Here is a 14,621-nt window from a genome sequence, read left to right on the forward strand (position 1 = left end):
AAATTTCGACGTCTCGCCCGATAGCTCAAACTCAAAGATGGATTTCAACGCGGAGATGCATGCGAGACCCTCGATCTATTTCGAGGGTCCGGCGTTTGTGGAGCACGCCGCGTTTATGCCGCTCCAGGGGCATGGCCGAACTATCAATGGCTTCCACGACAGTGTCTGGGCGGATGGAGACATTTCCGTCAGGGTAGAACGCCACACCGAGTTCGTCACGGTAACAAGGCTCCGGAAGCTCGAGAACGAACCTTCTGCTTGGCCCAGTTCCGATCTGGGCGAGCACGATCTTGCTCGCCTTGCTGGCTTAGACACGGCCCAACTCGTCTGCCGGATTGGCCTGGTGGTGGCCTCCGAGGCTCCGGTAGAACTCGGCCCGCGTCTGACGGCGTACGAGTTCGGCGACACAGCCGCTTCGTCGATCGGTGGCGGTTCGGCGCAGGTTTGTTCGGATTTTCGCGTTAGGTCCGATCGATCGAGCCGCATCCTGCTTTTCAATAAAGACCTCAATGCGCATCGCCTGGGTCGCATGGTCCGCCGGCTGCTTGAAATCGAAACTTACAGGGCGATGGCTCTTCTGGGCCTGCCTGAGGCACGTCGGCTAGCGCCTCTGCTCGCCGGGTTCGACGACAAGCTCGTCCGTCTGACGAACAGGAACCTAGCTACTCCCGTATCCGAGCATAAGCAGCTCTTGGACGAGATCACGGCTCTCTCCTCGGAAATCATCTCGGCGACCGCGGAAACAAGAAACCGCTTCGGGGCAACGTCGGCATACTCGAAAATTGTCGAGGAGCGTATCGCCCTTCTGCGGGAAACCCATGTTCCCGGATTTCAGCGGTTTGGCACCTTCGTTGTCAGGCGCTTTCGCCCAGCGGTCCGAACCTGCGAAGCGACAGGGTTACGTCTGGAGCGGTTATCCAGTGCAACAGTGCATTTGATCGATCTTCTGCAGACCCGCATCCAAGTCGAGATCGAATATCAGAATGCCATCCAGATACAGGCGATGGCGGACCGGGCTGCGACGCAGGTCAAGATCCAGCGAGCTGTGGAGGGCTTCTCGATCATCGCAATCAGCTACTACCTGCTCGGAATGCTCAAGGTTACATTCGAAACTCTTGACCACGCGGGCGTACACGTGAGCCCGCTGGTCATGCTTATATCGATCCCGATCGTGATCGGGACCGTCTGCATGACCGTATTGCGGGTTAAACACGCGCTAAAGAGCGACGCCTGACGATGATCGTTTTGACGTAACGAGTTGCCTCTGCAAAGCGCGACTTCGAGCGCTCGAAGGTCGGCTCCAGTACCGACCTATCAAGAGTAGAGGACCGGAAGGCGTGCCGGGTCCTTCGCATCGGAGTTGACGGGCGGGATTTTGAAGGGCAACTCTCTATCGGAGGATTCATAACACTCTTGAGGAACCTGCCTGATGGCGTCCCAGTCCCGAGCCGCTCGCTCTCTCCAGAAGGATGCAGACGAAGTTACCGTGTCGACGCCGGAGAAGGTCAGCCAGGCGGAGCGCGCTTACATCGAGCTCAAGCGGCTTATCCTCGACAACGAGCTACCAGCTGGGTCACAGCTCCTCGAAGCAGAAGCGAGCGATCTACTGGGCATGAGTCGCACACCCACCCGCGAGGCCATGCTGCGTCTGCAGACCGAGGGGCTGGTGGAGATACGATCTCGCCACGGAATGAGGGTCCTGCCGCTTTCGTCGAAAGACGTGCGCGAGATGTACGAAATACTTACGGGGTTGGAGTCGATCGCCGCATACGCTGTCGCCAAGCGAGGCGTGTCCGAGGTCGAGTTGAAGAGACTTCGTGCCGCCATAGACGCCATGGACGCTGCCCTGGCAATTGACGATCTAACCGCTTGGGCAAAGGCGGACGAACAGTTTCATGCGCAACTGGTTTCTCTAAGCGACAACCATAGGCTGATTGCGGTTGTGAACCAGTTCGTCGAACAGGCACACCGGGCTCGGATGCTTACACTCAAACTTAGGCCGAAGCCTCTGCAGTCGAACCGCGATCACGAAGCACTGATTGACGCCCTGGTTCAAAAGGACGCCGAGAGGGCTAGGCAAATCCATCACGACCACCGAGAGCGTGCCAAGCAGACGATCGTGGAACTGCTTGAGCGCCTCGGTTTTTGATGCTGCAATCGCGCTCTACCACTTTCGGGCATCAGGCACATCCGAAGCCTGTGATCGGTTGAAATTTGAAATCACGCCGCGCCTGCATCACGCAGACAACCTGGAAATCCTGTTCTGCAAAGTCGACGCCAGCGGAGCAACGCAGAGCGCAGGCTCTTCTGTGCGCTCGTTGCTTGCTTGTCCGTCGTTCATCTGGAACCTCGATAACATTTCGAAAAGCGAGGCTGCCTCTTTCGCGAGATTGTTTACGGCAGCGGTCGACTCTTCCACCATCGCGGCGTTTTGTTGTGTTGTCGATTCAATTTTCCCAACCGAGAAATTGATGTCCTTGAGGCCGTCGGCTTGGACGCGGGAAACTTCGGCGATGGCGTCAACGTTTCGATTAACACTCTGCACTTGAATAACGATCTGGCTCAAGGCATTGCCGGCGTCAGTAACCCGCTGGACTCCGCCATTTATGTGCAGGTTGGACGCCTGAACTAGTGATTTTATTTCTTTTGCAGCCGCCGCAGAGCGTTGGGCCAAGTCTCTAACCTCTTGTGCCACCACAGCAAAGCCACGGCCAGTCTCACCAGCGCGAGCCGCCTCGATGCCCGCGTTCAGGGCCAGGAGGTTTGTCTGAGACGCGATTTCGTCGATAACACCAATGATATCGCCAATTTCCACCGAAGAGGCTCGAATTTTCGTCATAGCGTCGACAGCCTCGCGCATTATCGTGCCGGACTTCTCGACGGTCTCTTTGGTTTCACCGACCAGGATGCCTGCTTCATGCGCTCTATGGCTAGCATCCACTACCTGCCTCGTCATATCTGCAAGGACCGACGCCGTCTGCTCGACAACAACAGCTTGCTGCTCCGTTCTTGTAGCGAGATCGTTGGAGGAACTGCGGATTTCTTCGGCACCTGCAGCAATCGCTTGCGCATTGTAGTTCACCTCGGACATCGCATCACGAAGCTGGCTAATCGCTGAATTAAAGTCCAATCTGAGAGGCTCGAGAGCTCCCGCGAAAGGCCGGGTGAGTCGAATGTTAAGGTTGCCTTTCGACAATTGTTTCAACGCATCGGCAACTTGTTCGACCGCAGAGCTTGTCTGTTCGGCAACCCGCTGGCGTTCCTCCCCTTCCCTTTCCAGACGCTGCCGCTCGGCATCCTGCCGATGTTGTTCGGCAATCGCTTCGCGCCCGGCTTGGTCTGAAAGATGGAGCTTCAGGCCGGATATCTGCCTAGCTAGCCCGCCGATTTCGTCTCTCCGTCGCTCAAGTACTCGGTCAATCTGCATGTCGCCGGTTATCATTTGACCAACGGACTGCTTCAGCTTTGCAAGAGGCGCAATGATTGAGCGGGTCGTCAGTGCTGCCGCAACTGCTCCGAATAAGGCGGCAACACCGAGCGCACTGAGGGTAATGGATTTAAACTGGTCAGAAGCCTCTCTAACTTTCCCGCCTACGCCCTGGTTCAAGGCTTGCTCGTAATCGATCAACTTGTTCAAAGCACCAGTCCACGCCGTCAATTTGGGTCGAAGTTCATTTAAGAGCAGTGGCTTTGCCTGGTCCTTTTGCCCGTTAAGAGTCAGTTTGGTCACTTCGGCAATCAGTGGCTCCGCGTCATTCCGGAACGCGCTCAACCCTTCGACGAGACGGCGCTCGGCGGCAGTGCTGAAGGCATCAGAATTCACGGCTTTCTGCAACTCCGCGGAGTTGGAGGCGTAGGACGCCTGCAGCTTGTTCATCATCACGATCGTGGTCGCTCGATCCGTGCCAGACTCAGTCAAGACGATGTCACGCAATGCGATTGCTCTGTCACGAACCGTTCCGAGCATATCAATACCGTTCCGGTATTTTTGGCTGTTGCTGCCATTTATGAGGCTGAGCTTCGCGTTTATGTCATTCACCTGTCTTATCGACGAAAGAGACAGAACTGCCATTGCTGACAACAGAAGTCCGAAAGCGATCGACAAGCGCAGCGCCACGCCAAATTTCCGAATATCTCGCATTGTTCCTCCGCCGCAAAACCACTTGATCTATAGGTATGACCTTATACCTAATACCTTTAGTCAAGGTTAAAGGCTCCCTTGTTAGGCCAATCCATTAGGATCTTGGCGAGCTCGGGCAGCGGGGCTGAAGAAAAGGTCTGATGGGCAGGTGATAATTTCAGACATGACAAAGTGCCTCGGATCACCCAAAGCATATCCGCTTGGCAGCGTTCAGCAGCGGCTTGGGGTGCTTTTTGGAATTTCTCACGACGTTCGCTGAGGCGAGCGGCGCTGAGGAGCTGCAGAATGTCCCGGCCGTCTGGCGGAATTAGGGGTACCCTCTCGTCTGAACGTCCAGAAGTATCTCCTGTCAATCGCTCTCTGCTGATGCGACGCGAACTGTTACCTTGGCTCGTTCCAAAGCCAGTCGGGCGTCTTCCGGCGGCTCCTGGTCTGTAATGATCACCTCGAACTCGTCGACAGTTCCAAGAACATGAAGGGCAGTGTGATTGAAACGCTTGTGGTTTACGAGAAGGCACCGACGCGCAGCGTTCGCGATCATTGCACGTTTCGAGCGGATGACATTGTCATCCATATGATAGACGCGTGCTCCTGAAATGGCCGGCGTCGAGATGAAGGCGATGTCGGCGCTGAGACGCGACAGCGTTTCTTCGGCGACAACACCGAAAAACCCATTGAACTTCACGGAATAGCTTCCGCCGACTGCAATCAGGTTGACGCCCGACTCCGTCTTGAGCCGATCAATAATCGCCGCGTTGTTGGTAATTACTGCAAGGGGTCTCTTCTGTGGCAGCATTTCACCGAGGACAGACGCCATCGAGCCGTCGTTGACCATGACGGTCATTCCGGGCTCGATTAGTTCAAGGGCGGCTTCGGCCATACGGCGCTTGGCGTCGCCCTCCTGCTGCTGGCGGAAGCGAAAATCGCTTTCGAACTGACCTCCTGCCTCGATGGTTGCTCCACCGCGAACCTTCCGAAGCATGCCCGCCTGCTCAAGGTCGTCTAGATCGCGGTGAATGGTCATTTTCGATACCGCAAAGCGATCGGATAGGTCGTCCAGATCCACCATCCTCTGCTCCACCAACAGATCCATGATGGCCTGCCTGCGATCATCTCTCTTCATGTTCCAACCTCCGACGCTCTGAATCTGATCTTCTAACATCAAGCCCAGACCAACACAAAATAACATAATAAAGTTATTAAGTGTGATTTTGTGATTTTTATTGTGACATTTTGCGTTTGATGGTACTGAACGTCCGCGCAACGGGGATTGCCGAGAAATGGATGGGCTGAGGCTCGGCAGAAACGAGGGACCGAAACATTGGGATATTGGGAAACAGGGGGATTGTGATGAGAATAGGCACGTTACGCGAGCGACTGGATGACGAGGCCCGGGTTGCGTTGACGCCGGACTCGGCGTCGCAGCTCCGGAAGCTTGGACACGATGCGGTGGTCGAGACAGGAGCCGGGATCAGGGCGGGCATCTCAGACGACGCCTATCGTGCGGCCGGCGTTTCGGTCGTCGAGAGCGCCGAGGCGCTGGTCGCGGCCGCCGATGTCATCGTCAAGGTCCGCCCGCCGTCGGAATATGAAGTTAGTTTGCTTTCAGCCAGAAAGACCCTGATATCCTTCTTCTATCCAGCGGCGAACAAGGAATTGCTCGAAGGTGCCAGAGCTTCCGGCGCGAACGTCATCGCGATGGACATGGTTCCGCGCATCAGCCGCGCACAGAAGATGGACGCGTTGTCATCCATGGCGAATATCGCCGGTTACCGGGCTGTCATCGAAGCGGGCGCAAATTTCGGCCGCTTCTTCACCGGCCAGATTACAGCAGCTGGCAAAGTGCCACCTGCAAGAGTGCTGATCATAGGTGCCGGCGTTGCTGGCTTGGCGGCGATCGGCACCAGCGTAAGCCTGGGTGCGATCACCTATGCCTTCGACGTCCGACCTGAGGTGGCCGAACAGATCGAGTCTATGGGAGCTCAATTCGTCTATCTGGACTTCGACGAACAACAAGCCGACGGAGCAGTAGCCGGGGGGTATGCGGCCCCCTCGTCACCGGAGTTCCGCCAGAAGCAGCTGGCCAAATTCCGCGAGCTTGCTCCGGACATTGACATCGTCATCACTACGGCTCTGATACCAGGCCACGATGCGCCAAAACTCTGGTCGGCTGACATGGTCGCTGCGATGAAACCAGGATCCGTCATTGTCGATCTCGCCGCGGAGCGAGGCGGAAACTGCGAACTCACGGTCCCCCATCAGAGGGTGGTATCGGATAATGGCGTGGCAATCATCGGGTACACAGATTTTCCGAGCCGCATGGCGGCGCAATCCGCATCGCTTTATTCAACAAACATTCGGCACATGATCGCCGACCTTACGCCGCGCAAGGATGGCGTGATCGTCCACGACATGGAAGACGATATCATCCGCGGCGCAACTGTGACGTTCCGTGGTAACATCACTTTCCCTCCACCACCTCCCAAGGTGCAGGCGATTGCCGTGCAGAAGCCGAAGGAGAAGGCAAAGGAGCTTACGCGCGAGGAAAAGCGGGCGGCTGAGATGGCCTCCTTCCGCTCAGCTACACGCACGCAGATTGGCCTGCTCCTGGTGGGAGGCTTCCTTATGGCATTGGTCGGTGCTTACGCGCCGCCTGCCTTCATGGCGCACTTCATCGTGTTCGTCCTTGCCTGCTTTGTCGGCTTCCAGGTGATCTGGGGAGTGAGCCATGCCCTTCACACGCCATTGATGGCCATCACTAACGCAATCTCGGGCATCATCGTGCTCGGCGCTCTTTTGCAGATAGGCTCGCCTGGCTGGCTGGTGCCGTTGCTGGGGAGTGTCTCAGTCTTGATCGCGACCATCAACATCGTCGGTGGATTCATGGTCACCCGACGCATGCTGATGATGTTTCAAAAGTCCTGAGCGGGAGGCCCCTATGACTGCCGGAATCCAGACCGCCGCCTACATCGCGGCATCCGTCCTCTTCATTCTTGCGCTCGGCGGACTGTCCGGGCAGGAAAGCGCAAAGCGCGCCGTGTGGTACGGGATCACAGGCATGGCTATCGCGATCGTCGCCACCGTTTTCGGCCCCAGTGCCGAGCTGTCCACTGCACTCGGGGTTGCTCTAGTCGCGGGTGCCGTTCTCGGGTCGCTCTTGGCAAAGCGCGTCGAGATGACGGGAATGCCACAGTTAGTGGCGGCACTGCACAGTTTTGTAGGCCTCGCAGCGGTGCTGATAGGCATCAATTCCGATCTCACCGGGCACACATACGCAACTGCCGGCGAACAAGTCATTCACGAAGCCGAGATTTTTATCGGCGTCTTCATAGGAGCGGTCACATTCACGGGATCGATTGTCGCCTATGGAAAGCTGTCTGGACGAATCGGCGGCAAGGCGCTCATCCTGGCTGGCCGCCACCTCTGCAACGCCGCCATGATCGTCATCTCAGTCGCATTGATGGTCTTCTACATGAACGAGGCCGGATCATGGACGCTGTTCCTGATGACGCTGATCGCGTTTCTTCTCGGAGCACATCTGGTCATGGCAATCGGCGGGGCCGACATGCCAGTCGTGGTATCGATGCTGAACTCCTATTCCGGCTGGGCGGCCGCAGCCACTGGCTTCCTCCTCGGCAATGACTTGCTCATCGTCACCGGAGCTCTTGTCGGATCATCGGGTGCGATCCTGTCCTACATCATGTGTAAGGCCATGAACCGCAGCTTCGTCTCCGTCGTACTCGGGGGCTTCGGCAACGCCGCCGGGCCGCATATTGAAATCACAGGCGAGCAGATCGCAATCGACGGCGACGGAGTGGCTGCCGCGCTCAACGACGCGGAGAGCGTGATCATCGTTCCGGGTTACGGAATGGCTGTGGCTCAGGCGCAGGCTGCGGTATCGGAACTGACGCGCAAGCTGCGCGCCGCCGGCAAGACCGTGCGTTTCGCCATTCATCCTGTGGCGGGTCGATTGCCTGGCCATATGAATGTGCTCCTTGCCGAGGCGAAGGTGCCTTACGACATCGTCGTCGAAATGGACGAAATAAACGAGGACTTCCCGGAGACGGACGTCGTCATCGTCATCGGGTCGAATGACATCGTGAACCCGGCGGCGCAGGACGACCCGAACTCGCCGATCGCCGGCATGCCTGTTCTGGAGGTATGGAAAGCGAGGCAGGTGTTCGTTTCCAAGCGTGGACAGGGTACAGGATATTCGGGGATCGAAAATCCCCTGTTCTTCAGGGAGAACACTCGGATGTTCTATGGCGACGCGAAGCACTCCGTCAGCCAGCTGATCCCTCTGCTCAGGTAGATGTGAAGAAGGCAAATTGGAAAAAGGCCGGGGTCATTGACACCCGGCCTTTCTCTCTGCGCATCGTCTGGGAGGACGATTGTGAACTGAGCGACTTCGCGTTCGTGGACCTTCTGATCCGTCACACCCTGGAACGCTCTCCGTCGGCCAAACATATCTCGACGAGCCTGAGCTCGCGATCGGTCACGCGCGACGGAAAGATTTCTGGCAGCTTTTCCTCATGCATGGGAACGATGCGGCGTTCGTCCATGCCGACGATTTTCAGCATCTCCTCAGCGGACTCAATCAGGCGTGTCTGGCTGCCATTGGCGAGCCCGGGCGGTATGAAGCAGGGGTCATTTGCGTCCCCGCCCGTGAGATTGTTGTAGGTATAGATGACGTCGCCAGACAGGATATACTTGTCGGCTCCATCACCGGTCTCGACCACCACATATTGCGATCCTGCCGTATGAGTGTCGAAGGCGGGATAGACATGAATGCCGGGCAGCAAATTCTCACGTTCCCCCTCCACCAGTTCAAGGCGGCCTTCGATGTTTGCCTGGGTCAAATAGAGGATGTCCGCCGGGTTCAATCCCGCCTGCAATGAACGGAAGCGGCGACCCTTTGCCAGAATCCACATCCAGGATTCCAATTCCTTTTTCTGAATGAAAATTTTCGCATTCGGAAAGAACTTTAGGCCGCCGATGTGATCGAAGTGGGCGTGCGTGAGGATGACATGGGTGACGTCTTGGGGCCTTATTCCGCATTCCCCGAGAACGACGTCCGGAGACGTCCAACCTGTGACGCCAATTGAATTGGCGATCTTTCCTCCAAAATCGGCGGCATCGTGCCCGACATCCACCAGGACCACGGCGTCTGCTGTCTTGACGAGAATGTAGGCGAACGGCAGGTTCATTGTGCCCTGATTGTGTGCGCCATAAAACACTCCGCTGACCGGATGCACCGGGCTGCGCGAGTATTCAAGCACCCAGATCGAATGTGCTCCCATGGTTTCCCTCCCCATTTCCAAATAGAGACCCTCCACAGCATGTGCTCGTATCGAAGGTCGTCGTGCCCAGAATGGCGGCCGAACGCTTCAGTTCGGTCGCCGCGTTTGCAAGCAAACGCAACAGCGTGGCGTCTGAACCGAAGACGCCGCGCTGAAGCTGCCCATCCGCCTCGACAAGCAGGCGGCCGGTGTTTTCGAGATGACCCAGTGTATGGGTGTCGCGCGTGAAACCAAGCGAGACGGACCACACGTCACGAATCGAACGTTTTATATCGGCGGCGCGGTCGGCGAGTTCGCCAGCCAGAAGGCGCATGCTCTTCTCCCTCGACGCCAAATGCATGAACGAGTAAACGGCGAGGAGCTCGCCATAGGTTCGGACGAGCGCTTCGAGGTTTGCGCGCATCTCGCTCAACGCGACAGGATCGACGATCGCGTCACATTTGAAGCCGCGGCGACCCGGATCGCTGGTCATCATCGGCCAGCCGTCGGCAGAGGAGCGTTCGGCGGAAGAAGGCTCGCCTCCTTCAGGGCATCCCAAAATGCAGCGGGTATCACCTCGTTAATCGCTTTGACGTTTTGGTCGACTTCGAATTGGCTCTTCGCGCCCATGACAAGAGTGGCCACCGCGGGGTGTGCATAGACGAATTGCATCGCCGCGGCAGGTAGGCTCACCGAATATCTTGAGCAAATGTTCTCGATAGCCTTCACCTTCTCGACGACGGCGGTGGGAACTTTGCCGTAATCGTACGTGGCCGTGGAGCCGCCAACTCCGGTCGCCAGAATTCCAGAATTGAAGATACCGCCCGCGATTACGGAGACGTTCCGCTGCAGCAACTCGTGGAACGCAGCCTCAAGAGGAGCATGGTTCAAGAGCGTGTAGCGGCCCGCGATCAGAGAGCAGTCGATCGGGAATTCACGTGCTACGCCGACGACCGAGTCGGTTTCGTTGACGCCCAGGCCGATAGCTGAGACGGCACCAGTGGACCGAAGCTCGTCGAGTGCTTTGTAACCGGAGGCACGCAGCTGGTCCCAGTAGAATTCGCTCTGGTCGCCGTGCCAGGCGCGCCCGACGTCGTGCACCAGAAGAACGTCGATATAGTCAAGCCCAAGGCGCTGTTGGCTGTCTTCGAATGCACGCATTACGCCGTCATAGGTGTAGTCGTAGGTGTCGAGGAACGGAAGCGGGTCGATCCAGTCAATGCCGTAGACGGTCTCAAGCTTCTTCGTCCTGCTCGCAGGCTTCAACACGCGCCCGACCTTGGTGCTCACTACTACGTTTTCGCGAAGCTTGTTCGCCCTAAGGGCGTGACCGAGATAATGCTCGGATTTGCCAAAGCCGTACATGGGGGCGCAATCGAAGTAGCGTATTCCCGCCGCGTACCCGGCGAGGATAGTGGCCTCGAATTCGTCGTAGGAGACATCGGCGTTGAAGCCAGAGAGTGGCACTGTGCCCAGCCCCAGCGAAGTCACCTGCACTTTGCTTTTTCCGAGCGGCCTAATTTCGAGTTCAGTCATGTAGGCATCCTTGAGATGGCGATGATGTCGAGACGACCTCGTGTCAACGTTGCCGTCTTTGTTTCGGGTAAGGCCTCGCGCCGATATGCGTGTTGGAGGGCGCGTCAGACCACGACGGCCAGCCCTAAATCTCGGTGGACAACCTCCTGGTCTGACTCCTCAATTATTAAGGTGTAAGGTATAAGGTCATACCTCTATATGCAAGACTTTTTTGGCGCGCGGTGCTTCGATACGAATTGGTCCCCTACGCGAACCGCGGCGCGGCAGCCCGCCTCAACCGATCGTTGATTGCCCTGCCAATGCCCACCAGAGGCACCGGGGCAAATGCGATTACGTCGCCCGGCTTGGATAGTGCGTCAGCTTCAACCATGACGGTGTAGAGGTTGCGAGCAGCTTCCTCGAGGTCGCCAGAGCTGGACAGCGTCAACCGGCAACCCTCGCTGTCTGGCCCAAAGCCGACCCAAACCATGCCGCCGGTCGGAGAGTTGACATTCATCTGAACTGCGGCTTCAGGAGCGTAGTGGCTCTTCAGTTGGCCGGGGACTGAGACTTTGTCGGGCGTGCTGTCCTCGTCCATCCGACCTATTAGCGTTTCCAGCGCCTCTTGCGGAACAGACCCGTGGCGTAGAATGATGGGGGAGCCGACCAAAGACAGGATCGTGGATTCGAGGCCGTGATCGCATGTGTCTTCTTCCACGATGCCCGATATACGTCCGTTCAACTGACGGGCGACCTCCGCGAACCGCGTTGAGGTGATCTTCCCCGAACGATTGGCCGAAGGCGCTGCCACCGGAAACCCGACCGCCCGAATCAGTCGCTGTGCGACGGACGACGACGGAAATCGGATTGCGACGTTTGTCATGCCTGCCGTGACGGCGGATGCGAGCCCCGCGTCCGCCCGCTTGGGCAGAAGCAATGTCAGAGGTCCCGGCCAAAAGCTGGCGGCAACCAACTCTGCTTTCGGACTGAAATGAGCCATCCTCCGCGCCGTTTCCAAGTCCGAGACGTGGATGATCAGCGGGTTATGCCGCGGACGTCCTTTGGCTTCATAGATTCGTTCAATCCCAGCTGGGTTGCTGGCGTCCGCGCCGAGCCCGTATACGGTCTCAGTCGGAAAGGCCACAACTTCGCCAACTCGCATTAGGCTGGCGGCAGCTTCAATGGCGCTATCACTTACGTCAAACCGGCGGGTGACCGTCATCTATTTCCTCGCGTTGGTTCTGGAGCGATCACCTGCAATTGTGTGGTCCACTCGAAGACGGAAGATCTCCATAGGCTACCGACGCATTCCCCACCCGCTATCGGAGCAGCTTCTCGACGCAGCTAAGGAAGCACGATTTTGCGTTCTTCCTAACAATCCCAAACTCGTACCGGTTGGGCCAAACTCAGTTCAAGCCGACCACGCTGTGCGGCACATATGGCTCCTCGAGTTCACGGATCTCGTTATCGCTCAACTTGACGTCCAACGAAGCGACGGCGTCTTTCAGATGCTGAAGCTTGGTAGCGCCAACGATTGGAGCCGTTACGCCCGCCTTGAGGTTAAGCCACGACATCGCAACGAGAGAGCGCGAGACGTTCTTTTCGTGTGCTATCTTTGAGACGACGTCCACCACACGCCGATCCGCCGCGTCCGCGTGGCCGTAGAACCGGGCCGTCACATTGTCGGTCTGAGACCTCAGGCTGCTTTCATCCCAGGGCCGGCTGAGGCGGCCACGAGCCAGCGGGCTGAACGCGATGATACCGACACCTTCTGATTTGCAGAGAGGCAACATCTCCCGCTCCTCCTCGCGATAAAGGAGGTTCATCTGAGCTTGCATTGAAACGAAGCGAGACCATCCGGCGGCGTCGGACTTGTAGAGCGCGCCCGCGAACTGCCACGCGTAGCAATTGCTTGCTCCGATGTAGCGGACCTTGCCGCTTCGAACCAGATCGGTCAACGCCTCCAACGTCTCTTCGATGGGCGTAGAGTTGTCCCAGAAATGAATCTGGTAGAGATCAATATAGTCGGTGCCCAGGCGTTTCAGGCTGGCCTCGGCCTCTGCGATTATCGCTTTCCGAGAAAGTCCGATCGCGTTCGCTCCACTGCGCATCTTAGCATAAACTTTGGTGGCAATGACGACTTCGTCACGAGGCACCATCTCTCTCAGCAGCCTGCCCACGATCTCCTCGCTGGTGCCGTCCGAGTAGGCGTTGGCCGTGTCGAAACAATTGATGCCCTGCTCGAGCGCCTCCTTGATGAAGGGTCTGCTGTCCTCTTCGGATAGTGTCCATGCATGGTTGCCACGATCGGCTACGCCGAAACTCATGCATCCAAGAACCAGTTGCGAGATTTTCAGACCTGACCGGCCAAGTTGACGGTATTCCATCCTGTCATCTTCCTTCTGATACGGTTTACGTGCCGAACTTGGCGAGCGCCTGCGCCAGCTCCGAGTGGGATTTGGCATATTCGTGGAGATCAACTCCGGCGACTGCGGCGTCCCACGCCGCACGGACCGCTCTCACGCCCGCGGACGGCCCGCCGGGATGGCTGACGACGCCACCACCGCAAAGATACAGGTGGTCGACCGTTTGACCGGTTCTTCGATAGGTCTCCGGTGCCTGTCCGCCCCACTGCCCCGAACAAACAACCGGCAGAGGACGATCGGTCTCTCTAAAGATCGGTTTCTGGAGATCGTGGAACGACTGGATGAACGAGTCGTCCGGTTCCCAGTATTTGGCAGCGATGCCGTTTATTTGGAATTGGTCGACGCCGAGCAGTCGCCAAAGCTGCTGATAGACCGAGAAGTCGAACCCAAGACCCGGATGGCGAGTGAGAAGATCCCAGCCGTTCCGATGGGCATGCAACACCAGCGATGAGCGTCGACGCAGAAACAGGAAAGCGCCCATCCCAATCGAATTAATGTTGATCACCGCGGCGTTGCCGCCCTCGCGCACCACCATGTCGTGCTTGCGGACCATCTCGTCGGGATCGACATCGGAAATACCGAAGGCATACATCACCTTTTTTCCCGTGCGCTGCTCTTCGTCACGGATGATCGGCATGATGGCTTTCACCCGCGCCTCCAACGAGGAGTACGGCGGCGACATCAGCTTCTCGTCATCCTTGATGAAGTCGACGCCGGATGCGACTAAATCGGCGACCACATCCGCTGTCTCATGAGGGGTTAGGCCAAGCGCGGGCTTGATAATGGTGCCGATGATCGGCCGGTTATAGACACTTGCAAGTCGGCGGGAGCCGTCAATGCCGAATTGGGGACCGGGGTAGACGCCGTCGAACTCCCGCGGCAACTCCAGCCCGACGATCCGCAGCCCGGTAAATCCCTTGATTGACCAAACGCCTCCGAGGGCAATCGTCATAAGGGCCGATAGATCGGTGCCGACCGCTTCAAGCGGATAGGCGATCGTCGCCTGGGCGCGATTGAACGCTCTCCCCTCAGAGGGAAGAGACGGCGCGTCGATCGGATCCAGGTTTTCGAACGCCACGATCCTTGCGGCCGCGCGGGCTTTGAGCTCCGGTGTCTCGCCCGGCAAGTCAACGAACGTCCCAGTCGATTGGTCGCTCGCTATCTTTGCGGCCAATGCCTCGGGGCTACCCGCCGTTTCGATCCGGTAAGTGACCAGGATGTCAGAGGACCTCGGTTGAGCCAGCTCTATCGTCATGAGAG

12 protein-coding genes are annotated in these 14,621 nt (G+C 57.7%); 4 read left to right on the forward strand and 8 right to left on the reverse strand.

Annotated elements, in window-relative coordinates:
- Positions 1–37 precede the first annotated feature (37 nt).
- A complete protein-coding gene (locus PO860_RS12950; protein ID WP_245442164.1) occupies positions 38–1,234 on the forward strand; it encodes a DUF3422 domain-containing protein in 1,197 nt (398 codons plus the stop codon).
- Between the two features lie 195 nt (positions 1,235–1,429).
- Positions 1,430–2,149, forward strand: coding sequence for a GntR family transcriptional regulator (locus PO860_RS12955; RefSeq protein WP_126908106.1), 720 nt, complete (start codon positions 1,430–1,432; stop codon positions 2,147–2,149).
- An 87-nt stretch (positions 2,150–2,236) separates the two neighbouring features.
- Here PO860_RS12955 and PO860_RS12960 read toward each other — a convergent pair whose 3' ends face one another.
- A complete protein-coding gene (locus PO860_RS12960; RefSeq protein ID WP_275037854.1) occupies positions 2,237–4,141 on the reverse strand; it encodes a HAMP domain-containing methyl-accepting chemotaxis protein in 1,905 nt (634 codons plus the stop codon).
- A gap of 349 nt (positions 4,142–4,490) precedes the next feature.
- Positions 4,491–5,264 carry a DeoR/GlpR family DNA-binding transcription regulator gene (locus PO860_RS12965; protein ID WP_126908104.1) on the reverse strand — a complete coding sequence of 258 codons (774 nt, stop codon included), beginning with the start codon at positions 5,262–5,264 and terminating at the stop codon, positions 4,491–4,493.
- A 227-nt stretch (positions 5,265–5,491) separates the two neighbouring features.
- On the opposite strand from PO860_RS12965, the gene PO860_RS12970 reads away from it, so the two are divergent.
- Both PO860_RS12970 and PO860_RS12975 read left to right on the forward strand, forming a co-directional pair.
- Positions 5,492–7,066, forward strand: coding sequence for a Re/Si-specific NAD(P)(+) transhydrogenase subunit alpha (locus PO860_RS12970; protein ID WP_275037855.1), 1,575 nt, complete (start codon positions 5,492–5,494; stop codon positions 7,064–7,066).
- Positions 7,067–7,079: 13 nt separating this feature from the next.
- Positions 7,080–8,453, forward strand: coding sequence for an NAD(P)(+) transhydrogenase (Re/Si-specific) subunit beta (locus PO860_RS12975; protein WP_126908102.1), 1,374 nt, complete (start codon positions 7,080–7,082; stop codon positions 8,451–8,453).
- 121 nt (positions 8,454–8,574) lie between these two features.
- Here PO860_RS12975 and PO860_RS12980 read toward each other — a convergent pair whose 3' ends face one another.
- The 6 genes from PO860_RS12980 to oiaX all read right to left on the reverse strand — a co-directional run bounded on the left by PO860_RS12980 (position 8,575) and on the right by oiaX (position 14,616).
- Entirely contained in the window at positions 8,575–9,441 is an 867-nt protein-coding gene (locus PO860_RS12980; RefSeq protein WP_126908101.1) for an N-acyl homoserine lactonase family protein, read from the reverse strand.
- Complete coding sequence (locus PO860_RS12985; RefSeq protein WP_126908100.1) at positions 9,413–9,916, reverse strand: hypothetical protein; 504 nt, start codon at positions 9,914–9,916, stop codon at positions 9,413–9,415. Before PO860_RS12985 ends, PO860_RS12980 begins: the two co-directional genes overlap by 29 nt.
- Positions 9,913–10,956: an aldo/keto reductase gene (locus PO860_RS12990; protein WP_126908099.1), complete on the reverse strand. Its 1,044-nt coding sequence runs from the start codon at positions 10,954–10,956 to the stop codon at positions 9,913–9,915. Before PO860_RS12990 ends, PO860_RS12985 begins: the two co-directional genes overlap by 4 nt.
- A gap of 244 nt (positions 10,957–11,200) precedes the next feature.
- Positions 11,201–12,157: an L-threonylcarbamoyladenylate synthase gene (locus PO860_RS12995; RefSeq protein WP_126908098.1), complete on the reverse strand. Its 957-nt coding sequence runs from the start codon at positions 12,155–12,157 to the stop codon at positions 11,201–11,203.
- A 184-nt stretch (positions 12,158–12,341) separates the two neighbouring features.
- Positions 12,342–13,322, reverse strand: a complete 981-nt coding sequence (locus PO860_RS13000; protein WP_275037856.1) for an aldo/keto reductase — start codon at positions 13,320–13,322, stop codon at positions 12,342–12,344.
- A gap of 25 nt (positions 13,323–13,347) precedes the next feature.
- Positions 13,348–14,616 (reverse strand): 3-oxo-isoapionate-4-phosphate decarboxylase OiaX, encoded by a 1,269-nt coding sequence (gene oiaX / locus PO860_RS13005; RefSeq protein WP_275037857.1) that lies wholly within the window; start codon positions 14,614–14,616, stop codon positions 13,348–13,350.
- Between the last annotated feature and the right edge of the window lie 5 nt (positions 14,617–14,621).

The organism is Rhizobium binxianense (genome assembly GCF_028994275.1).
In the GTDB taxonomy this organism is placed as follows: Bacteria; Pseudomonadota; Alphaproteobacteria; order Rhizobiales; family Rhizobiaceae; genus Rhizobium; species Rhizobium binxianense.